Below are 22462 nucleotides of genomic sequence, written 5' to 3'. Positions count from 1 at the left end.
AATGTGGATAACTGCGCCCGCCGAGGGCCCAACGCCCCCGCCTCCGGCCCCCCCCCCCACCCTATCCCCAAAAACAAACCCCCCTAATTCAAAAACAAAACAACCCCGGCGGCCAAGCCCCCCCGCTCTTGTCTTTTGCGTGGCGGAAAAACGCCTGCCTCAAGCCGCCTTTGCTTCTGCTTCATGGAGCGCGAAGGAGTGTCCGTCCGCGTCGAAAATATGCAGGTCGCCGGCATCCGCCGTCAGCCGCATCGACGCCCCGCGCTTGACCTCGACATTGCCCGGCAGCTTGGTCACCAGCGGCAGGTCGGCGCGGCCGATGTCGACATAGACGAGTTGGACCTCGCCGAGCTGCTCGACATAATCGACCGTCCCTTCGAACAAATAGTCGGCGCCGGCTGCGATCATCAGATCCTCCGGCCGCACCCCGAAGCTCACCGCAGCGCCTTTCGCCGAGGCAGGCGTTGCGATCGGCACCGTTGCCTTGCGGCCGCCGACATGGCTGACGACCGTCGGGTTGCCGGTCCTGTCGATCGTCGCCGGCAGGATGTTCATCGCCGGCGAGCCGATGAACTGGGCGACGAACAGATTGCCGGGCCGCTTGTAGAGCTCCATCGGCGTGCCGACCTGTTCGATATGGCCTTCCTTCAGCACCACGATGCGGTCGGCCAGCGTCATGGCCTCGACCTGGTCGTGGGTGACATAGATCATCGTTGTGGCCGGCATCGATTCCTTGAGCTTGGCGATCTCGATGCGAGTGGCGACGCGCAGCGCCGCATCGAGGTTGGATAGCGGCTCGTCGAACAAGAAGACCTTGGGATTGCGCACGATGGCGCGGCCGATGGCGACGCGCTGGCGCTGGCCGCCCGACATCGCCTTGGGCAGGCGGTCGAGATATTTGGTCAGCTGCAGGATCTCGGCCGCCTGGCGCACCCGCTTGTCGATCTCGGCCTTGCTTTCCTTGCCGATCTTCATCGAGAACGCCATGTTGTCGTAGACGGTCATGTGCGGATAGAGCGCATAGGACTGGAACACCATCGCGATGCCGCGCTTTGACGGAGGTACGTCGTTGACAATCTCGCCGTCGATCTTGAGCTCGCCTGAGGTGATCTCCTCCAGCCCGGCGATGCAGCGCAGCAAGGTCGACTTGCCGCAACCAGACGGACCGACGAAGACGATGAACTCGCCCGACTTTATGTCGAGGTCGACGCCGTGCAGAATGTTGAGATTGCCATATGATTTCCTCACTTGCCTTAGCGTGACATCGGCCATGGTACTCTCCAGTTCTTCCTTGAATTCAGTCGATACGCCCGAACCAGGCGCCGTAGCCGCCGAGGCGGATAGTGCCGGCGCCAGTCTGTCCCGAAAACCCGTGTCCCGGCAAGGGCTGCAGTGAGCGGCCGCCAAGATCGACCTTGGCCGGCTTTGCGCCGAGATTGAAGGCGCAGACGATCTGCTCGTTGCCTTCGCGGCGTGTGAAGGCGACGGTGTCGCCGTCGCTTTCGATGAACTCGATATCGCCCTTGGCCAGTGCCGGATGAGCACGGCGGAAAGCCAGGAAGCGCCGGTAGTGCTCGAGCAGCGAGCCGTCGTCGCCCTGCTGCACATTGACCGCTTGCGCAAGGTGCTTGGCCGGCACCGGCAGCCAGGGCTTTGCCGTCGAGAAGCCGCCATTGCGGGCAGCGCCGTCCCAAACCATTGGCGTGCGGCAGCCGTCGCGGCCCTTGAATTCGGGCCAGAAGCGGATGCCGTATGGGTCCTGCATATCCTCGAAGCTGAGTTCGGCCTCGCTGAGCCCGAGCTCCTCGCCCTGATAGATACAGACCGAGCCGCGCAACGACATCAGCAGCGCCGAGATGACCTTGAGGTACGCGGTCGGGTCCGGTTCGCCGGCTGCCCAGCGCGAGGCAGGGCGCATCACGTCATGGTTGGAGAAGGCCCAGCACGACCAGCCATCGCTGGCCACCTTGCCGAACGTTTCCAGCACCGAGCGCACCTTTGCCGCGCTGATCTTCTCCGGCGCCAGGAAGTCGAAGGAGTAACACATATGGACGCGCTTGCCGCCGGCCGTATAGGCCGCCACGACTTCCAGCCCACGCTGCGAATCGCCGACTTCGCCAACCGCGGCCGTCGCCGGATATTCATCGAGCAGGGCGCGGAAGCGTTCGAGGAAGCCCAGGTTTTCAGGCCGGCTCTTGTCGTAGAGATGGTCCTGGTAGTTGTAGGGGTTGACGGCCGGCGCCGTCTGGTCGTTGCGCTGCTCGGGCGGCAGCGGCGGATTGTCTTCCAGGCCTTGGCTGTGGAAGTAGAAATTGATGGTATCGAGGCGGAAACCATCGACGCCGCGCTCCAGCCAGAAGCGGGTGACATCGAGCAGCGCGTCCTGGACCGCGCGGCTGTGGAAATTGAGGTCGGGCTGCTCGGCCAGGAAATTATGCAGGTAATATTGCTGGCGGCTGGTGTCCCACTGCCAGGCCGAGCCACCGAAGATCGAGAGCCAGTTGTTGGGCGGCGTGCCGTCCGGCTTGGCGTCCGCCCAGACATACCAGTCGGCCTTTGGATTGCTGCGGCTGGAGCGGCTCTCCTTGAACCAGGGATGGACGTCGGCGGTATGCGAGAGCACCTCGTCGATCATCACCTTGAGGCCAAGCCGGTGCGCCTCGGCGGTCAGCGCGTCGAAGTCCGCCAGCGTGCCGAACATCGGATCGACACCGCAATAGTCCGACACGTCGTAGCCAAAGTCCTTCATCGGCGATTTGAAGAACGGCGAGATCCAGATGGCGTCGACGCCGAGCGAGGCGATATAGGGCAGCCGGCCGATAATGCCCCTGAGGTCGCCGATGCCGTCGCCGTTCGAATCCTGGTAGCTGCGCGGGTAGATCTGGTAGATCACGGCACCTCGCCACCAGTCGCGATCGATAGCAAGATCGGGCTTCGGAGTGGCCTTCAAAGCGGATTGCATGATCTCAACCTCCTTTCACCGAGCCGGCAAGCAGCCCGCGGACGAAATAGCGCTGCAGCGAGAAGAACACGATCAGCGGCACGATGATGGTGACGAAGGCCGATGTCGTCAGGATCTCCCAGTCGCCGCCGCGCGAGCCGAGCAACGCATTGAGCTTGGCGGTCAGCACGATCTGGTCGCCCTCGGTACCAAGGAAAACCATCGCCACCAGCAGATCGTTCCACACCCAGAGAAACTGGAAGATGGCGAACGAGGCCAGCACCGGGAACGACAATGGCAGCACGATCTTGACGAAGATCTCGAAATCGCTGGCGCCGTCGATGCGCGCCGATTCCATGATCTCGCGTGGCAGGCCGGCGATATAGCTCCTCAACAGATAGATGGCGAAAGGCAGGCCGAAGCCGGTATGCGCCAGCCAGATGCCGAGATAGGTCTTCGACGGCACGCCGAAGAAGCTGCCGACGCCGTTATAGAGCTTCAGCAGCGGGATCAGCGACATCTGCAGCGGCACGACCAGGAGGCCGATGATGACGGCGATGAGCAGGGCCCGGCCAGGAAAGCGCATCCAGGCCAGCGCGTAAGCGGCGAACGCGGCGATCAGGATTGGAATGACAGTCGCCGGAATGGTGACGGTCAGCGAGTTCATGAACGAGCGGCCGATGCCTTCCGAAAACAGCACCGTGTCGTAATTGTCGGTGGTGAATTTCGGCGGCGCCGAGGAGGCGTAATAGACGCGCTGGCCGCGTTCGCCTTCGAAAGCCTTCGGCGAGGTCATGACGAAACTGCCGTTGGCATTGAGCTGCAGGGTCACGCCGTCGCCGAGATCGGCTGTCGTGCCGGCGGGATATTGCGTCGGCGCTGCCGACTTGACGCCGAAGGCGCTGATATTGCGGGCCGGGCCGTCGCCGAAGATGTTGCCTTGCAGGACGAACTTGCCGTCCTTCTCGACCTGCGCCGAGGCGGGCGGCAGCCGTCCGGCTTCCGTCTGGCTGGAACTGGTGAACGAGTTCCACCAGCCCGAAGCGATGATCTGGTCCTTGTCGCGCAGCGACGAGACCAGAATGCCGAGCGTCGGGATCGTCCAGATCGCAACGAAGATGAAAACGGCGATATGCACGCCGAAACGGCTGACAAAGGACTTTCCGGTCGAGACAGTCATCTCAATGTCCTTCCGTCTCTTTGTTCGCCTGGCGGATGTTCCAGACCATGATCGGAATGACCGCTATCATGATGATGATGGCGATGGTGGCGCCGCGGCCGAAATCGCCGCCGCCGCGGAACATCCAGTCGAACATCAGATTGGCCAGCACCTGGCTGTTCCACTGGCCGTTGGTCATGGTCAGCACGATGTCGAAAACCTTCAGCACCAGGATGGTGATGGTGGTCCAGACGACGGCGATGGTGCCCCAGATCTGCGGCACCATGATCTTCCAGAAGATCTGGAAAGGGTTGGCGCCGTCGATGACGGCGGCTTCCAGCGTCTCTTCCGGAATGCCGCGCAAGGCCGACGACAGGATGACCATGGCAAAGCCGGTCTGGATCCAGATCAGGATGACCATCAGGAAGAAGTTGTTCCAGAACGGCAGCGATATCCAGACCTGCGGCTGGCCGCCGAAATACTGGATGATGGCGTTGAGCAGGCCGATCTGTGTCTGGCCCTCGCCGCGATATTCATAGATGAATTTCCAGATGACGCTGGCGCCGACGAAGGAGATGGCGAGCGGCAGGAAGATCAGGCTCTTGGCGATGGTGCCCCACCAGATCTTGTCGGTGAGCACGGCGATGATCAGCCCGAGGAAGGTGCAGGCGGCCGGCACCACCGCCAGCCACATGATGTTGTTGAGGATCGAATTGCGGAACTCACGGTCGCCGAACGCCCATTGATAGTTGGCCAAGCCGACGAAATGGGCGCCGCCGCGATCGAGGAACGACAGTCTCAGCGTCTCCACCACCGGGTAGATCAGGTAGATAGTGAGGATGATCATCGCCGGGCCGACGAACAGCCAGGGCCGGATCACCCCCTGCCGGCGCAGATTGTTGATCGCCGCCTTGCCGGAAACGCCGCGTGCCGGAAAGATCGTGTCGAGTGCCTTGTTGGCACCCCAGAAATAGGCGACGCAGCCGCCCACGCCGATGATGATGACGAATATCGCCGAAAAAATCTGAGCCGCCATGGGTCCCTCCCCCTGCGCACGGATCCGCCAGTCGAGAATGGCTTTGGCGACGGGATCATGCGCCGATTCAGTTGTCTGGAGCGCGACCAGCCGAAAAGCAGGTCACTGGGCGCGCGTCATGCCGGAATGCGTCGTGCTCACGACAATCGACGCGACGCCAGGCACCGAAGAAGGTCCGGGCCGTTTGAGGCCCGGACCGCATCACATGGGACTCGAGCCGGCCGCTTACTTGATCGCGTCCCAGCTTTTCTGGATGTCGGTGGCGACGTCCTGGGCGGACTTGCCACCGACAAGGTCGATCATGCCGGTCCAGAACGCGCCGGCGCCGATCTTGCCCGGCATCAGGTCGGACCCATCGAAGCGGAAGGTCGAGGCGTTGGCCAGGATCTCGCCCTGCTTCTTCAGCGCGTCGCTGGCATAGGCGTCCTTGTTGACCGACTTGAACGGCGTCACGAAGCCGCCCTGTGCCATCCAGATCTCATGAGCGAGCGGCAGCTTCAGGAATTCGATGAAGGCGCGGGCACCCTTGCTATCTTTGGTGATCATGGCCAGCGTGCCGGCGCCGAGCACCGGAGTGCCGAGCTCGGGCTTGGAGGCGTAGGGCGGGTAATAGAAGAAGTCGGCATCCTCGCCGATCTTGGTGCCTTGCGGGAAGAAGGTCGGAATGAACGATGCCTGGTGGTGCAGATAGCATTTCGGCGGCACCGAGAAGAGGCCCTTCGGGCTGTCGCGGAAATCGGTCGCCGCAACCGCCTTGGCGCCACCCTCGACCATCTTGTCGTCGGTCGCGATCTTGCCGAAAATGTCGATGGCGTTGACCACGGCCGGATCGTTGAACGGAATTTCGTTCTTCACCCATTTGTCGTAGGTCTCGGGCGTCTGGGTGCGCAGCATGATGTCTTCGACCCAGTCGGTCGCCGGCCAGCCAGTGGCGCCGCCCGAACCAAGCCCGATGCACCATGGCGTGCCGCCGTCGGCGATGATCTTCTTTTCGAGCTCGGCAAGCTCTTCCTGCGTCTTCGGCACCTTGTAGCCGGCTTCCTCGAAATTGTCCGGCGAGTACCAGACCAGCGATTTCACGTCGGCCTTATAAGGAAAGGCGAAGAAGCCGGGCTTGCCGTCCTTGTCCTTGAAGGTGCCGAGGTCGACCCAGGATTGGCCGGCGCCGTAATTGTCCTTGACCCAGTTGGCTGTGTCGTCGCCGAGCGGCGTCAATAGGCCCTTCGATGCCAGATCCTGGATCAGGCCCGGCTGCGGCAGCACGGCGATGTTGGGCGGGCTGCCAGCCTGCGTGTCGATGACGATCTGCTGCTCGTAATTCTCCGACGAGGAATACTTGATCTCGGCGCCGGTGGCTTCGGAGAAATAATCGAGAACGGTGCGGATCAGCCCTTCGTCCTCGCCGCGCCACGGCCCGAAGATTGTCAGTGTCTCGCCCTTGAGGTCGACCTTCTTGAGCTCTTCGTAGTTGGCCCAGTTGAAACGTGGATCTTCGCCCGGCTTGAACTTCAGTTCGGCTTGCGCGGGCATGGCCAGGGCGAGCGTGGCAAACGCAGCGCCCAGCAGAAGCATTTTTTTCATCGGTATTCCCTCCCAGTGGTGACAAACACCGAACGAAACCTCCATTCCGTCCGCCGGCGCCGCAGGACTGTGACTCAGTCGGAAAGGAACTGCAACCTTTCGTGGAGTCTTCCAAAGCGCTTTGGTCATTTTGATCTCGCCACTGAATTGACCACGAGTCAATAGGAAGCCAGGCTAATCGATTTAATTTTTGCGACTGGGTGCTGGTAAAAGTGCGTTGCAGCACAGTTTTCTGGCGGTGCAGCAGCAAATTCGGCTTCAAACCGGTCCGAACCGTGCGTATGGTCACTGCGCTCGGCAACGCGGTTCGTAGGGCCAGATCGTTTCAGATTAAAAGCGCTTTGAGGTTTGGAGGCCTCCGGTGAACCTCAAGCAGCTCTCCCACATGCTGGCGCTTTCGCAGACCACGGTGAGCCGCGCATTGAACGGCTACCCGGAAGTCAACGAGGAAACGCGCCGGCGGGTGGTCGATGCCGCCAAGCGTCATGGCTATCGCCCCAATCCGAGCGCCCGCCGGCTGGCGACCGGCAAGACCGGCATGATCGGCTATGTGCTGCCGACGGGAGCGACCGTCGATATCGACCCGCATTTCGTCGAGTTCCTGTCCGGCCTCGGCGACTATGCGCGTTCGCACGAACTCGACCTGGTGCTGTCACCGGCCGATGCCGACGACCAGGAGACGACCTACCGCCGCATTGTCGCCAACCGGCAGGTGGACGCGGTCTATATCTCCTCCCCGAGACCGGCCGACCGGCGGGTGGCGCTGGTCAACACGCTCGGCATTCCCTTCATCGTCCATGGCCGCAGCGAAGGCTTCGATTTCGACTACCCCTTCACCGACATCGACAATGAGGGCGCCTTCCACGAGGCGGCGCGGCTTCTCGTGCAGCTCGGTCACAGGCGTCTGGCGCTTATCAATGGCGACGATCGCGAGACCTTCGCCATACATCGCGAGCGCGGCGTGCGGCGCGCGCTTGCGGCAAGCGGCCTGGTGCTTCGTGATCAGCATGTCTGTTCCCTGACAATGACCGAGGAGAACGGTTATCGCGCCGCCAGGCGTCTGCTGGAACAAAGCGACGCGCCGACGGCGATCGCCTGCTCCAGCCTGATTATGGCGCTCGGCGTGGTGCGCGCGGTGCGCGACCTCGGCCTGACCATTCCGGGCGACCTGTCGCTGATCGCCCATGACGACGTCTTTCCCTGGCTGAAGCCGGAAAATTTTTCGGTGCCGCTGTCGACGACACGTTCGTCGATCCGCCTGGCGGGCGCACGCATCGCGGAACGGCTGGCGGCGCGGATTTCCGGCCTGGAGGAGGGCGCTCGCGGCGAGGTCTGGCCGGTCGACCTGGTGGTCAGGGGATCGGTCGCCGGCGCCCCGGCCTAGGGATCAAAACTTAATTACCCTGAGCGACCGAGTTCGAACCCATATCGGTTATTTGAGGTAAACCGGCCGATTGAGTTTTGCCCCCAATATCTGATGCCCAACATTATGCAGCGGCTTCGGGAGAACGGCATGCACAACGCAGAAAGCTTTGGACTTATTCCTTGGCCGCCTCGGCCGCTTTGGTGTCCAGAGGCCAAAACCGAAATCATTGTCGCGGCCCTTGGGGCCGAGATCCCTTGCCGTGCCGGCGAGCGCTTTCTCGACCCAGTCGGCGGAGCGATCGGGCGCCGCATGCAACAGATTGCCGGCGATCAGTCCGTCGACCGAAGTGCCGCGGTCGCGCGCCTTGATCGGCACGTCAGGCATGGCATTGAACTGCCCGGCGATGACACCGGAGAGCGCCGGATTTTTGTCGTCGATGCCGGTATCGATGACGCCAACACGCACATTCTCGCCGCTGGCTTCGTTGGCGTCGAGCGCGATGCGTTCGAACGCATAATTTGACGATGCTGGCCGCCTGCTGCAGCGAGTAGACATGGTTGGCCTCACGCCGCAAAATGCGGCCGTCGGCGGCAAGCTGTGCCTCCATGACGCCGACCGGGCGGCCATCCGGAATGCCGAAGCGCACCAGCGCGTTGCCGAGCAGCCGCCTTGGCGCAGTCGGCGTCGGCAGCACTTCCCCGGTTCAGGCAGTCGATCTCCGCCTGGGTGAGGTTAGGATCGTTGGTTTGTGCGACGGCAGACGTGGCGAAGATTGTCATCGCCGCCGTCAATCGAACGACCGCCTTAGCCGCCATCAGCCGGTTTCCTTCCCTCCAGGGCAGCTTCGGTGAAAGGCTGGGCGGCAATAAGGCCAAGCAGTTTCTGATAGTCGGCGGCGGTCTTGGCCGGAACGCCGAGCCGGAAAACGCCGTCGGCGGTAGGCCCGCCGGCGATCGTCAACTGGTTCTGGTCGAGAAAAGCGACGATGTCGGACAGCTTCGCATCCGGTTTGAATTTCACAAGGGCAAACGGCATTTTGGCCAGATCGTCTTCCGATCCGGCAAGCTCGAAATCGCCACCTCTGTCGCCGGTCTGCACAAAGGATTGCGTGACGACCAGGGCCAGCAGCACCGCGGCCGCGGCCCAGGCGACGCCGGCGGGCACCGCCATGAAGCGGCTCCAGGCCTGCGCCAGCCAGGACGATGCCGCCGGCCCGCGGGCGGGGCCGGCCTCGGCATCGAGCGCCTTGGCAAAGCGGCTGAGCGCATCGGCAGGCGGGCGGATTGCCTCGTTTGCGGCAGCGGTGCCGGAGAATTCGGCCTCGGCCTCGCCTAGTGCGGCCATCGCCGCCGGATCGCTTGCCAGCCATTCCTCGATGGCTTCGAGCTCGGTGCCCTCCAGCGAGCCGTTCAGATAAAACGGCAGCAGCATTTCCATTTCGTCGCGGCGCGACATCTTTTCAGCGGCGCTCATGGCCACCCCCTGTCGTAACCGGCGGCCTTGAGGGCTTCGCCGAGTTCCTTGGGGGCGAAGAACATCCTGGTCTTGACCTGGCGACCGGGATGCCGAGTACCTCGCCGATCTCGCTCACCGATTTCCCGTGATAAATAGGCAAGGTCGATCACCGTACGGTGCTCTTCCGGTATGGCATCGATGAAGCGTCGCGAGGCAGCGGCCTTGTCTTCTTTCATTGTCGCGACTTCCGGCGTGTCGGCACCGTCGGCGACCTGGGTCGCGTCATCGTCGTTGATCCAGTCTTCCTTCTTCTTGGGCAGTAGGGACAGCGCCTTGAAGCGGGCAATGCCGAGCAGCCATGTCGAGACCTCCGAGCGGCCCTCGAAGGCCGGCGCCTGCCGCCAGAGTTCAAGGAATACCTCGTTCGCAATATCGTCGGCCATCAGTTCCGATCCCGTCTGGCGTGCCGCGAAGCGGTAGACCCGCGTGGTGGCGCATGAACAGGAGCCGCACGGCGGCACGGTCGCCCTTCGCGACCCGGTCGACGAGCGCGCGATCGGTCTCCGCGGCAGTCATCGCCGGTCGAGCCGCCTGGCTCCTGCCTGCTCTGTCGCTGATCGGCCCAAAAAGGTTCACCGGCATCCGCCCGTATATTTGCGGAGGCTAACTGAAGAGCGGGAGCGTTGCCAGAGGGAGAAGAGGGCGCGCGCTCAACTCAGGAACGGCTTTGCCTTCATCGTCGCCGGCACCGGCACGCCGAGGCGCGCAAGCACTGTCGGCGCGAGCTGCAGCTGATCGAGCAGCGTATTGGCGTCCGGGCCCTCGCCGGATCCGAAGTAATAAAGTGCGAAATCCTGCATCTCTTCGTCGTGGCCGCCATGATGGCCGCGATCGGTCTGGCCATGATCGGCGGTAACGATCACCTCGTAGCCGACCTCCCGCCAGCGCGGCAGGAAGCCGGCGAGCATGGCGTCTATTGCATAGACGGCATGATCCATCTCGCGGCAGTCATGGCCGAACCGGTGACCCATCGAGTCCAGCGTGCAGCTGTGCAGGATGCCGTAGTCGATGCCGTAGCGCCTGGTCAGCATGGTCAACGTCGCGAACAGGTCGACGTCGCTCGGCGTCATCTGGTTCCTGGCGTTGTAGCCGGTCATGGTGTGGAACCGGCCATGGCTGATCGGCCTGCCCGGCTGGTCGAACTCTATGTCCTCGACCAGGTCGAACGGATAGGCCCGGAAGAATTCGGACCAGTAGGAATGGGTGACCGCACCCGTCTTGCCGCCGGCCCTGCTGACTTCGGAAAAAATGTCCGGCTGTTCGACGCGAAACCGGTTCTCGTTGGACAGGATGCCGTGCACTTGAGGCGGCACGCCGGTGTGGATCGAGGCATAGCAGGATGCCGAGGTCGACGGCAGCACGGAGCGCATCTTCCACACGCGCGCGTCGCCGGATTGCACCCAGCCTTCGAGATTGCCCATCAGCCGTCGCCAGTTCCGGTAAGGCACGCCGTCTAGGATGATGAGCAGAAGTTTCGTGTTGAGCGCCAAGGGCGCCTCCATGCGGCTTGATCGGAAAAGTCAGGGCGGGCCCGCCGTTCAATCCACGCCCGGACAGGATCATCGGGCGCAAGGGGCAGCCCGCTAGTTCCCCGCGCTGGCCATGCGCCTTCCCTTGATCGCTTTCTCTAACCAGCCGATCTCCATTTCGGGCACCGACGACAGCAAAAGGTCTGTGTAGGCGTCGAACGGCGGCGTCAGAACCTTGCTCTTGGGGCCGTAGCGCACCACCTCGCCGCGATACATCACCGCGATCGAATCGGCGATCGACTTCACTGTTGCGAGATCATGAGTGATGAACAGATAAGCGACGTTTTCCTCTTTCTGCAGCTCGAGCAGCAGCTCCAGTATGCCATGGGCCACCAGCGGGTCGAGCGCCGATGTCACCTCGTCGCAGATGATCAGCTTCGGCTTGGCGGCGAGCGAACGAGCGATGCAGACGCGCTGCTTCTGGCCGCCCGAAAGCTCGGCCGGATAGCGGTCGACATAGCCTTTACCCATCTCGATCTTGTCGAGCAGTTCGGCGACCCGTTTGTCGCGCTCGCGCCCGCGCATCCCAAAATAGAATTCCAGCGGCCGGCCGATGATGGTGCCGACCGTCTGGCGCGGATTCATCGCGACATCGGCCATCTGATAGATCATCTGCAACTGGCGCAGATCCTCCTTCGGCCGGTCGGCAAGCCGGTTGGCGAGCGGCCGTCCGTCGAAGGTGACGGTGCCTTGTTCGGGCGGCAGGAGGCCGGTGATGGCGCGCGCCAGCGTCGATTTGCCGGAGCCGGACTCGCCGACCACCGCCAGCGTCTGGCCCGGGAAAATATCGACCGAGACGTTCTTCAGCACCTTGATGTGGCTGCGGCCATAGGCGGCGGTGATGTTCTTGACCGACAGGAACGGGCTCGGGCCGGGCTTCTGCTCCTGATGTTCGATCTCATGCACCGAAACCAGCGCGTTGGTGTATTCCTGGCGCGGCTCCTTGATGATCTGGCGCGTGCCGCCCCATTCGACCAGCCGGCCGTGGCGCAGCACCATGATCTCGTCCGAGACCTGGGCGACGACGGCAAGGTCATGGGTGATGTAGAGTGCCGCCACATGCGTGTCGCGGATGGCATCCTTGATCGCCGCTAACACGTCGATCTGCGTCGTCACGTCGAGCGCCGTGGTCGGCTCGTCGAAGACGATCAGGTCGGGTTCCGAGCACAGCGCCATTGCCGTCATCACGCGCTGCAGCTGACCGCCCGACACCTGGTGGGGGAAGCGCTCGCCGATGGTTTCGGGGTTCGGCAGGCTGAGCTTCTTGAACAGCGCCACGGCGCGCTTTTCGGCTTCGGCCCGCGTCGCCGTACCGTGCAGGAGTGCTGCCTCGACCACCTGGTCCATCAGCCTGTGCGCCGGATTGAAGGCCGCTGCCGCCGATTGCGCGACATAGCAGACCTCGCGGCCGCGCAATTTGCGGAACCCTTCGTTGCCGCCCTTCAGGATGTCGCGGCCATTGAGGATGACCTCGCCGCCGGTGATGCGCACGCCGCCGCGGCCGTAACCCATCGACGACAGGCCGATGGTCGATTTGCCGGCGCCGGACTCGCCGATCAATCCGAGCACCTTGCCCTTTTCGAGCGTCAGCGAGACATCGTGCACCAGCACGATGTTCTTCGGCGCCTCTCCCGGCGGATATACCGTGGCCTCGATGCGCAGATTGCGGATGTCGAGCAGCACGCTGGACTTCGGTTGCCCGGACTTCGGTTGCCCGGGCTTCGGTTGCTTTTCGGCCATTAACCGCGTCCTCCCTTCAGACTTGTCGTGCGGTTGAGCACCCAGTCGGCGACGAGATTGACGGAAATCGCCAGCGCTGCGATCGCCGCCGCCGGAATGAGGGCGGCGCCTATGCCGAAGACGATGCCATCCTTGTTTTCCTTGACCATGCCGCCCCAATCGGCGTCCGGCGGCTGCACGCCAAGTCCGAGGAAGGACAGCGTCGACAGGAACAGCACGGCATAGATGAAGCGCAGGCCGAGTTCCGAAACCAGCGGCGACAGCGCATTGGGCAGGATTTCGCGGAAGATGATCCAGCCGCTGCCTTCGCCGCGCAATTTGGCCGCCTCGACGTAATCCATGACGTTGATGTCAACGGCGACCGCCCTCGACAGGCGGTAGACGCGGGTCGAGTCGAGAACGCCCATGACCAGGATCAGCGTCACCAGATTGGATGGCAGCACCGACAGCACCACAAGCGCCATGATCAGTGTCGGGATCGACATCAGGAGATCGACGAGACGCGACAGAAGCGTGTCGAACCAGCCGCCGAAAACCGCCGCCGAGAAGCCGAGGATGGCGCCGAGCGAGAACGACAGCGCGGTCGCCAGCACCGCGATGAAAAGGGTGATGCGGGCGCCATAGATCATGCGCGACAACAGATCGCGACCGAGATTGTCGGTGCCCAGCCAATGCGCAGCCGACATTGGCTCCCAAGGGACGTCGCTGACGATCTCGGCATTGCCGTGCGGCGCGATCCACGGCGCAAAGATCGCCGCCAGCACGAACAGCGCCGTCAACACCAGTCCGACCAGCGCCGGGATGGGGATGCGTTTGATGACGAGCATACCCGACCCCTCATTTCGGATGTCTGAGGCGCGGATTGGCGACGATTGCCGCAATGTCCGCGATAATGTTCAGGCTGATGTAGACAGCGGCGAAGATCAGCCCGACCGCCTGCACCACCGGCACGTCACGCTTGGTGACGTGGTCGACCAAGTATTGCCCCATACCCGGATAGACGAAGATCACTTCGACGACGACGACGCCGACGATCAGGTAGGCAAGGTTGAGCATGACGACGTTGATGATCGGCGCAATCGCATTGGGGAAGGCATGCCTGCGGATAACCGCGAAGGCCGAAAGCCCCTTGAGCTCCGCCGTCTCGACATAGGCCGACTGCATGACGTTGAGGATCGCAGCGCGCGTCATGCGCATCATATGGGCGAGCACCACCAGGGTCAGCGCCGCCGCCGGCAATGCTATGGCCTGGATGCGTTCGCCGAACGGCATCCCCTCATAGACGGTGGAAATGGCGGGAAACCATTGATGTTGCACTGCGAAGAAAAAGACGAGCACATAGCCGACGAAGAATTCCGGGAAGGACGTCGAGGCCAGCGCCAGTCCCGAGATCAGCTTGTCGACCCAGCCATTGCGGTAGCGCACCGCGATCAGCCCGAGGATGATCGCCAGCGGCACCGCGACGATCGCCGCCCAGAAGGCGAGGAACAGCGTGTTCCACAGCCTTCCCTTGATCGAGGTTGCGATATCCTGACCGCTCGACATAGCCGTGCCGAGATCACCGGTCAGGATGCCGCCGAGCCAGCGAAAATAACGGATGTAGGCGGGATCATTGAGGCCGAGCTGCTCGCGCAGATTGGCGAGCGACTCCGGTGTCGCCGACTGCCCGAGAATGGCTTGCGCGACGTCGCCGGGCAGGATCTGGGTGCCGGCGAAGATCAGGACCGAAACGGCCAATAGAAGGATGATGCCCAGCGCAATGCGCTGGGCCACCAGTTTCACGATGGGTGAGGACATATCCGCAAGGCCGGGCTCAGGCTTCGAGCCAGCACTTCGCCAGAGCATATCCGTTCATCAACTCCTGATGCGGATCATCCACCCAGCCAGCAACCTTGGCGCCCGTCGCATCGATGAACTGATTGAACATCGGCAGGATCAGGCCGCCCTCGTCGCGCACCATCACAGCCATGTCGTGGTACATTGCCTTGCGCTTGGCCTCGTCGAGCTCGGCGCGGGCCGCCAGCACCATCTTGTCGAAATCCGGACGCTTGAAACGTGTGTCGTTCCAGTCGGCCGTCGACAGATAGGCGGTAGAGTACATCTGGTCCTGCGTCGACCGGCCGCCCCAGTAGGAGGCGCAGAAGGGCTGTTTGTTCCAGACTTCCGACCAGTAGCCGTCGCCCGGTTCGCGCTTGATCTCCAGCTTGATGCCGGCCTTGGCCGCGCTTTGCTGGAACAGCTGTGCGGCGTCGACGGCACCGGGGAAGGCGACATCCGACGTCCGGAGCAGGACGGCACCGTCATGGCCCGACTTCTTGTAGTGAAATTTGGCCTTGTCGGGATCGTATTTGCGCTGCTCGATCTCGGTGAATAGCGGGTACGATGCATTGATCGGGAAGTCATTGCCGAGCGAGCCATAGCCACGCAGCACCTTGTTCAGCATTTCCTCGCGGTCGATCGCCAGCTTCAACGCCATGCGCAAGTCGTTGTTGTCGAACGGCGCGGTGTCGCAGTGCATGATGAAAACGTAGTGGCCGGGTCCCGAATGGTTGCGGATGGTGACGCCGGGCACACGCTTGATCAGATCGACGATCTTCGGCTCGACGCGGTTGATCATGTGGACCTGGCCGCCCTGCAGCGCCGCCGTACGCGCCGTGGCGTCGTTGATGACGATGATCTCGATCTGGTCGGCATGGCCCATTTTGTCGCCCTGCCAGTAATTGGCGAAGCGCTCGCCGCCATGGCGCACGCCGGGCTCGTTGGTGGTGACCTTGTAAGGACCCGCCGAGATACCGGCATCGGCCTTATCCTTGCCGCCGTTCGGCTGGATGATCAGGTGATAATCGCTAAGCAGATAGGGAAGATCGGCATTCGGCTCCTTCAGCGTCAGCACCACTTCCTTGCCGCTGGCCTTTATGCTCTCGATGCCTTTCATATAACCGAGCGCGCCGGACTTCGACTTCTCGTCCGAATGGCGTTCGAGGGTGGCGGCCACGTCCTCTGCGGTCACCTTCTTGCCGTTGTGGAACTCGACGCCATCGCGGATATTCAGCGTCCAGGTCTTGGCGTCGTCCGACGAGCCGATCTCCTCGGCAATGCGGTTCTCGAGCTTGCCTTCAGGAGACAGTTCGACGATCAGTTCGCCCCACATCTTGCCGAAGGCGAACGGCACCTGCGTCATGAACAGCGCCGGATCGAGACTGTTGGTGGACTCGCCACCGACCAGGCCGGCCTTGAGCGTGCCGCCCTTGACCGGACCCGCCGCGCGGGAAGCGCTGGATAGCAGCGAATTGGCGAAGGTTGCGGTGACGCCAAGCGCAGCTGCCCGGCCGAGAAAATCGCGACGGCTCAGCTTGCCGGACGCAACGCGCCGGCTCAGATATTCCAGTTCGTTCGACATGTTAAGTTCCTCACTCTGTTGGTCCGACCTTATGGTCGTTTTTTCTCATTTCGATCGGGAGAATAATGACCGTAAGGGAAAGCGGTAAGCAAGACCGAATGCGACATGCCGTGGCGTAAATCGTGCGTCGCAATTGGACCAATCGCTATAAGCGCTCAAAGCAGTACGCGCGGGATTTTCTCCTTGAAGTTGCGCTCGAAGACCAGTTTTTCGCCTTCATAGGCTTCGATTCTGGCGCTAACCACGAAGCTTTGCGCGTCGGACCGCATTTCGGCGAAGGTTTCGGTGCGCACCGACCATTCATTTCGCGACAGCGTCTGAGTCCAATGCGTCTTGCCCGACGCTGATAGTGGATTGTCAGGATGGATCGCCCATGTCTCTCTGGCGATGCTCCCGTGGGCGAGGCCATGCTCCAGGTCGCGCACTTCGCCGAAATCGTCGACGATGGAAAGCGTGGTCATTCCGGTCTTTTCGTCGCGATCGACATGACGTTCGGAATTGGCGGGCCGAAGTGTCTCCCTTGCCCAGGGCGTCGCGCCTTCGGGGGCGGGGAAGGTGACCTCATCGCCTGTCGCCGGCGGGCGCAGCGGCAGCATCAATGCCGCGGCCGACAATTCCAGCCGGACCGGCTCCGGCGACGGCCAGATCATCGGCCAATAGCTGTTGGAGATGGCAACGCGCAAGCGGTGGCCGGCCGGCGCGCGATAGGCGCATTGGTCGAGCACCACCCGGGCGCTGACGGTTTCGCCGGGCACCACCGCTTCGGGAAATTCGTGCGAATTGCGATGCGTCAGGTTAAGCACGCCGTACGAGATCAGCTCCGACGCTCCGTCCGGGTGGACGTCGCACAGCCGAACCGCGATGTTCGCCTGGCGCCGATCCGCCGAGACTCTGACCAAAACTTCGGGAGCACCGACGATGTCGATCGCTTCGGTCAGCACCGGCTGGTCGAAACACACCGACAGCGCGTCGTCGGGGCGCTGGTCACCCGGCAGTTCCGGGCCGAAGGTGAAGGGGAAATATTCGCCACCGGCGAGGCCGCAGTTTTGCGGCGAAGCGACGATAGCGTGCTTGCCTTCAGCGATAAGCTCAACCTCTTGCGTCTTGATGTTGGGTGACGGCCATTCCGATTCAGCGACCCAGCGGCCCGGCCGCTCCGGATGCCAGCGGGCCGGGCGCACGCTGTCCATGACATAGGCGCGGTAGGCGGGGTCGGCCTCGACGCCGGTGTCGATGTCCTTCAGCCAGCGGTCCCACCAGCGCAAGGCCTCCTGCAGGAAGCCGATGCGCGGTTCGGGCGCGGCGTAATGCGGGTATTTGTGGATCCACGGGCCGACGATTCCCTTGACCGGCGCCTCGATATTGGCGGCGAGATGGGAAATCGTATTGCGATAGCCGTCATGCCAGCCGCCGATCGACAGCACCGCGGCATGGATGGCGGAATAGTCCTCGCAGATCGAGCCGCGCTTCCAATAGGCATCGCGATGCTGGTGCTTCAGCCACAGCGATGCCAGGAAGGGCTGGTTCTCCAGCCTGGTCAGCCACAGGTCGCGCCATCTGTTGTCGCCGGCCAGCAACGGATCCGGCGGCCTTGACGAATAGGACAGCATGGTCGAGGCCCAGCCGAAATTCTCGATCAGCAGGCAGCCGCCCTTGTAGTGGATGTCGTCGGCATAGCGGTCGACCGTCGAACAGAGACTGATGACCGCCTTCAGCGCCGGCGGCCGCTTAGACGCCACTTGCAGGCAGTTGAAGCCGCCCCACGAAATGCCCATCATGCCGACATTGCCGTTGCACCAGGGCTGGTCCGCCGCCCAGGCGATGACGTCGCAAGCGTCCTGCAATTCCTGCTCGGAATATTCGTCGTCCATCAGCCCTTCGGAATCGCCATTGCCGCGCATGTCGACGCGGATCGAGGCGTAGCCATGGCCGGCAAAATAGGGATGCGTCAGCTGATCACGATAGATCGTGCCGTCGCGCTTGCGATAGGGCAGGTGTTCGAGGATTGCCGGCACCGGATCGTCGGCGGCATCGGCCGGCATCCACACCCGCGCCGACAGCCGGCAGCCGTCCGGCATGATGATCCCCATGTCGGGAAATTCAACGACCTTGCGCGGGAATTCAGTGACGGTTTTCATGCGGCCACATGATGGAGCCGCTGCCGATGCGTCGTGGGCCAGCCAACGAATTCGGCTGGTCAATCCGCGTCAACTCAGCGGAATGTCGTTGTCGGCCTTGCTAGCCTGGTAGGCGCCGGACAGTTCGTCGTAGCGTGCGGAGATTTTGCCGATCCGCGTCTCCAGTCGCAGGCGTTCGGTCTCAGGCAGCGATCGCACCAATTTGCGGATCGAAAAGCTCCTCCAGTAGGCATTCTCGGCATTGTAGCCGCCGGGATCGAGGGTGAAGACCTCCTTCAGGATCTTCAGATCGTGCGGGATGTCGAAGCTGTCGCGCGAATCCTCATGGCTGAAAAGATAGTAGAAATTGTCGAAGCCGGTCCAGGTGATCGCCGACAGGCAGAGCGAGCAGGGTTCGTGTGTGGCAAGAAAGATCGCGTTCTTGGTATCGACGCGTTCGGCCTTAGGCATTTCGTAGAAGCGCTTCAGGCAGTGCATCTCGCCGTGCCAGAGCGGATTTTCGATCTCGTTGTTGGTTTCGGCAAGCACCAGCGAACGGTCGTCCTTGCGCAGGATCGCCGCGCCGAACAGTTTGTTGCCGTGCGCGACGCCTTCGACGGTCTTCGGCACGATGTCGTGCTCGATGACATCGAGCAGGCGATCGATCAGCGAAATGTCGGTCATCACCGGCTCCCGTCGGGAAGATGGATTTCGTAAGGGTGTGAGAAATGACACTCTTCGACGTTGGAGCCGTCGCCGCCGCGGTCGACGACCACAAAATCCTGGACATCGCCGATCGGCGTCAGCACGCCGTGCCACAGATTGCGCGGGTAGTTGACGCCTTGCCCGGGCGCCGTGATGAAGGCGTGCGGCTCGCCAGGTCCTTCCTCGCCATCATGGCAGACGACGACCAGGAACGGCCGTGGTGACAGCGGGATGAAGGCCTGGCTGCCGAACGGATGGCGCTCCACCATGGTCAGCTTCAACGGCAGCTCATAGGGCGTGCCACGCACCATCGAGATCAGCACGCGCGCATTCGGCCCTCGTGCTTCCGCGGTGGCGAGGTCGTGGTAGCGCTCGGCCTTGCCGCCATTGATCGGATAATGGTTGTCGCCGCCCATATCGATGACGTCGCCGAATTCGGCGAAATTCTTGCGGGTCAGCGGCCGCGCGACGATGCGGGTCATGGTGTAGGTCTCGCGACGCCGGCGCTGCCAAGCTTGGCGTGGCGGTTGACGTCCTTGTAGAGGAGGTAGCGGAATTTGCCTGGCCCGCCGGCATAACAAGCCTGCGGGCAGAAGGCGCGCAGCCACATATAGTCGCCGGCTTCGACTTCGACCCAGTCCTGGTTGAGACGGTAGACCGCCTTGCCCTCCAGCACATAGAGCCCGTGCTCCATGACATGCGTCTCGGCGAAGGGAATGACCGCACCAGGCTCGAGCGTGACGATGGTGACATGCATGTCGTGGCGCATGTCGGCCGGATCGACGAAGCGCGTCGTCGCCCATCGGCCTTCGGTACACGGCATCGGCGTCGGCGCGATGTCCTGTTCGTTGGCGAAGAACGCTTGCGGCGTATCGATGCCGTCGACTGCGTCATAAGCCTTGCGGATCCAGTGGAAGCGGACGGCGCCGCCGCTTTCATTGCGCACGGTCCACCCACTCGCCGGCGGCAGGAACGCAAAGCCGCCCGGCCTTAAGCTATGTTTCTTGCCGGCAAGCGAAACGCATAGCTCGCCTTCGACTACGAACAGCGCACCTTCGGCGGCGGCGTCAAGCTCAGGGCGGTCGCTGCCGCCGCCGGGCGCGAGCTCGACGATGTATTGCGAAAACGTCTCGGCAAAGCCCGACAGCGGCCGCGACAGCACCCAGACGCGTGTCCCATCCCAGAACGGCAAAGCGCTGGTGACGATGTCCTGCATCACGCCTTTGGGGATCACGGCATAGGCCTGTGTGAACACAGCGCGACCGGTCAGCAATTCACTCTGGCCGGGATGTCCGCCCTGCGGCGCATAATAGGTTCGCTCGGCCATTTTCGTCATATCCATAAATTCAAGCCTGTTGCGGAAGCCAGGGCCTATGGCGGCAGCCAAAGCCTATTGCGGAAGCATGTCCTTGAGACGGAGCAGCGCGATGCGCTCGACCTGTCTACAGGCGGTTTCGAATTCGACGTCGTGGCTGTTGCCGATACGCGCTTCGAACTCGGCCAGGATCTCCGCCTTGGTCCTGCCTTTCACCGCGATGATAAAGGGGAAACCGAAGCTGGTGACGTAGGCGGCATTGAGTTTTGCGAACAGCTCGCGCTCCTTCTCGGTCAGCGCGTCGAGCCCTGCCGAAGCTTGCTCCTTGGCCGATTCGTCCGTCAACCTTCTAGCCTGCGCCAGTTTTCCGGCAAGATCGGGGTGGGCATTGAGCACGGAAAGCCGCTCGGCCTCGCTTGCTGCGCGAAACACGCGGCAGAGCGCATTGTGCAGGCCGCCGGCACTGTCATGGGCCGGGCCGAGCTCCAGCCCATAAGCGCGCTCGGCAACCCACGGCGAATGCTCGAACACGCCGCCGAATGTGTGGACGAAGGCCTCGAATTCCATTTTCGACGGGCGCAGCGCCGGCAACCGGAACGGATGCGTCTCCTGCCAATGTTTTGCAATGTCGATGCGCCGTGCCAGCCAGACCTTGTCGTGCGATTTGACGTAGTCGATGAAGCGCTTCAGTGCCGCGACCCGGCCCGGCCGCCCAACCAGACGGCAATGCAGGCCGATATTCATCATGCGCGGCCGCCCTGCCTTGCCCTCGGCATAGAGCGTATCGAAACTATCCCTGAGATAGGCAAAGAACTGGTCGCCCGAATTGAAGCCCTGCGGCGTGGCAAAGCGCATGTCGTTGGCGTCGAGCGTGTAGGGGATGATCAGCTGCGGCTTCGCCGACCCTTCCGGTGTCACATGCTCGAACCAGTAGGGCAGTTCGTCGTCATATGTGTCCGACACATAGTCGAAGCCGCCCTCTTCCGCCGCCAGCCGCACCGTGTTGATCGAGGTGCGGCCGGTGTACCAGCCGGTCGGCCGCGCCCCTGTGACCTCATAATGCAGCCGGATCGCCGCCTCCATGTCGCGGCGCTCGTCTTCCGGGGTATGGTCGCGGTAGTCGATCCATTTCAGCCCGTGCGAAGCGATCTCCCAGCCGGCCTCCTGCATCGCCGCAACCTGGTCGGGCGAACGCGCCAGGGCCGTGGCCACGCCATAGCAGGTGATCGGCACCTGTGCCTCGCTGAACAGGCGCAGCAATCGCCAGAAGCCGGCTCGGGCGCCGTATTCGTAGATCGATTCCATGTTCCAGTGGCGCTGGCCGGGCCAGGGCGCGGCGCCGACGATCTCCGACAGGAAAGCCTCCGAAGCCTTGTCCCCGTGCAGGACGCAATTCTCGCCGCCCTCTTCATAATTGACGACGAACTGCACCGCGACATGCGCCCCGCCGGGCCATTTCGGATCCGGCGGATTGGCTCCGTAGCCGCGCATGTCTCGTTCGTAACGCATTCTCGCTCCTGCCGGAAATTGTCATCAGGATAGTCGAAAGGAGTGCCTGCGCATTCCCCCGAAATTTTTGAAAGTGTTTTTGTCGCGCTCCGCTCGACCGGGACTTATGCATCGCCTTTAATTGGCGCACAATTCATGAATAGTGTTCGACCGTTCAGGGAATGGAGCAGCCAGTGGCGGAAACGTCGAAAGCCGAAGGCGGGCGCCTGACGACCCATGTCCTCGACACAGCGGCCGGCAAACCGGCGGCCGGTCTGTCGATCGAGCTCTATCATCTTGACGGGCAGGCCCGGACGCATCTGAAAACCGTTGTCACCAATGATGACGGCCGCTGCGATGCTCCTCTGCTTGCCGGCGCGGAATTCCGCACCGGCGAATACGAGCTGGTCTTTGCGGCCGGCGATTATCTGCGCGGGCAAGGGACAAAACTGCCGGAACCGGCCTTCCTCGACCACGTGCCGATCCGCTTCGGTATGGCCGAGCCGATGCACTATCATGTGCCGCTGCTTCTGTCGCCGTACGGCTATTCGACCTACCGGGGAAGCTGAG

Annotated in this window: 19 protein-coding genes and 1 pseudogene; 2 read left to right on the top strand and 18 right to left on the bottom strand. The window is 62.7% G+C overall.

What is annotated here, in order from left to right; translation table 11 throughout:
• Positions 1–159: 159 nt before the first annotated feature.
• The 5 genes from NKJ35_RS25560 to NKJ35_RS25540 form a co-directional block, all read right to left on the bottom strand.
• Positions 160–1272, bottom strand: coding sequence for an ABC transporter ATP-binding protein (locus NKJ35_RS25560; protein WP_352480043.1), 1113 nt, complete (start codon positions 1270–1272; stop codon positions 160–162).
• A 25-nt stretch (positions 1273–1297) separates the two neighbouring features.
• On the bottom strand, positions 1298–2962 hold the full coding sequence (gene bglA / locus NKJ35_RS25555) for a beta-galactosidase BglA (RefSeq protein ID WP_352650126.1): 1665 nt from the start codon (positions 2960–2962) through the stop codon (positions 1298–1300).
• 4 nt (positions 2963–2966) lie between these two features.
• Positions 2967–4121 carry a carbohydrate ABC transporter permease gene (locus NKJ35_RS25550; RefSeq protein ID WP_352480045.1) on the bottom strand — a complete coding sequence of 385 codons (1155 nt, stop codon included), beginning with the start codon at positions 4119–4121 and terminating at the stop codon, positions 2967–2969.
• A 1-nt stretch (position 4122) separates the two neighbouring features.
• Complete coding sequence (locus NKJ35_RS25545; protein ID WP_352480046.1) at positions 4123–5136, bottom strand: carbohydrate ABC transporter permease; 1014 nt, start codon at positions 5134–5136, stop codon at positions 4123–4125.
• Positions 5137–5361: 225 nt separating this feature from the next.
• On the bottom strand, positions 5362–6717 hold the full coding sequence (locus NKJ35_RS25540) for an ABC transporter substrate-binding protein (protein WP_352650124.1): 1356 nt from the start codon (positions 6715–6717) through the stop codon (positions 5362–5364).
• Positions 6718–7078: 361 nt separating this feature from the next.
• Between NKJ35_RS25540 and NKJ35_RS25535 the strand changes: the two genes are divergently transcribed.
• The gene (locus NKJ35_RS25535; RefSeq protein WP_352480048.1) at positions 7079–8101 is read left to right on the top strand and encodes a substrate-binding domain-containing protein; all 1023 of its coding nucleotides are present in this window, start codon (positions 7079–7081) and stop codon (positions 8099–8101) included.
• Positions 8102–8149: 48 nt separating this feature from the next.
• Here NKJ35_RS25535 and NKJ35_RS25530 read toward each other — a convergent pair whose 3' ends face one another.
• The 13 genes and pseudogenes from NKJ35_RS25530 to puuE all read right to left on the bottom strand — a co-directional run bounded on the left by NKJ35_RS25530 (position 8150) and on the right by puuE (position 21913).
• Positions 8150–8638 carry a S8/S53 family peptidase gene (locus tag NKJ35_RS25530; RefSeq protein WP_352650122.1) on the bottom strand — a complete coding sequence of 163 codons (489 nt, stop codon included), beginning with the start codon at positions 8636–8638 and terminating at the stop codon, positions 8150–8152.
• A gap of 249 nt (positions 8639–8887) precedes the next feature.
• Positions 8888–9556, bottom strand: a complete 669-nt coding sequence (locus tag NKJ35_RS25525; RefSeq protein ID WP_352650120.1) for an anti-sigma factor — start codon at positions 9554–9556, stop codon at positions 8888–8890.
• A pseudogene (locus NKJ35_RS25520) lies at positions 9553–10114 on the bottom strand (sigma-70 family RNA polymerase sigma factor). Before NKJ35_RS25520 ends, NKJ35_RS25525 begins: the two are co-directional and overlap by 4 nt.
• Before the next feature lie 134 nt (positions 10115–10248).
• Entirely contained in the window at positions 10249–11088 is an 840-nt protein-coding gene (locus tag NKJ35_RS25515; RefSeq protein WP_352650119.1) for an alkaline phosphatase family protein, read from the bottom strand.
• A 93-nt stretch (positions 11089–11181) separates the two neighbouring features.
• A complete protein-coding gene (locus NKJ35_RS25510; protein ID WP_352650117.1) occupies positions 11182–12867 on the bottom strand; it encodes an ABC transporter ATP-binding protein in 1686 nt (561 codons plus the stop codon).
• Positions 12867–13694 carry an ABC transporter permease gene (locus tag NKJ35_RS25505; RefSeq protein ID WP_254816006.1) on the bottom strand — a complete coding sequence of 276 codons (828 nt, stop codon included), beginning with the start codon at positions 13692–13694 and terminating at the stop codon, positions 12867–12869. The genes NKJ35_RS25510 and NKJ35_RS25505 overlap by 1 nt, the downstream gene beginning before the upstream one ends.
• A 10-nt stretch (positions 13695–13704) precedes the next feature.
• Entirely contained in the window at positions 13705–14664 is a 960-nt protein-coding gene (locus NKJ35_RS25500; protein ID WP_352505913.1) for an ABC transporter permease, read from the bottom strand.
• Positions 14665–14680: 16 nt separating this feature from the next.
• Positions 14681–16267: an ABC transporter substrate-binding protein gene (locus NKJ35_RS25495; protein WP_352650115.1), complete on the bottom strand. Its 1587-nt coding sequence runs from the start codon at positions 16265–16267 to the stop codon at positions 14681–14683.
• Between the two features lie 155 nt (positions 16268–16422).
• Positions 16423–18405 carry a CocE/NonD family hydrolase gene (locus NKJ35_RS25490; protein WP_352650113.1) on the bottom strand — a complete coding sequence of 661 codons (1983 nt, stop codon included), beginning with the start codon at positions 18403–18405 and terminating at the stop codon, positions 16423–16425.
• 69 nt (positions 18406–18474) lie between these two features.
• A complete protein-coding gene (locus NKJ35_RS25485; RefSeq protein WP_352650111.1) occupies positions 18475–19068 on the bottom strand; it encodes a nucleoside deaminase in 594 nt (197 codons plus the stop codon).
• The gene (locus NKJ35_RS25480) at positions 19068–19571 is read right to left on the bottom strand and encodes an ureidoglycolate lyase (RefSeq protein ID WP_352650109.1); all 504 of its coding nucleotides are present in this window, start codon (positions 19569–19571) and stop codon (positions 19068–19070) included. The genes NKJ35_RS25485 and NKJ35_RS25480 overlap by 1 nt, the downstream gene beginning before the upstream one ends.
• Positions 19568–20416, bottom strand: a complete 849-nt coding sequence (locus tag NKJ35_RS25475; protein ID WP_502904672.1) for a bifunctional allantoicase/(S)-ureidoglycine aminohydrolase — start codon at positions 20414–20416, stop codon at positions 19568–19570. The genes NKJ35_RS25480 and NKJ35_RS25475 overlap by 4 nt, the downstream gene beginning before the upstream one ends.
• 63 nt (positions 20417–20479) lie before the next feature.
• Positions 20480–21913, bottom strand: coding sequence for an allantoinase PuuE (gene puuE / locus NKJ35_RS25470; RefSeq protein ID WP_352650105.1), 1434 nt, complete (start codon positions 21911–21913; stop codon positions 20480–20482).
• A gap of 173 nt (positions 21914–22086) precedes the next feature.
• On the opposite strand from puuE, the gene uraH reads away from it, so the two are divergent.
• The gene (gene uraH, locus NKJ35_RS25465) at positions 22087–22461 is read left to right on the top strand and encodes a hydroxyisourate hydrolase (protein WP_352480063.1); all 375 of its coding nucleotides are present in this window, start codon (positions 22087–22089) and stop codon (positions 22459–22461) included.
• The last annotated feature ends 1 nt before the right edge of the window (position 22462 follow it).

Origin of the sequence: Mesorhizobium sp. M0136, assembly GCF_040322515.1 — a bacterium.
GTDB lineage: Bacteria > Pseudomonadota > Alphaproteobacteria > Rhizobiales > Rhizobiaceae > Mesorhizobium.
Note: the sequence above shows the minus strand (reverse complement) of the source record. Positions and strands in the feature narration are given on the sequence as shown.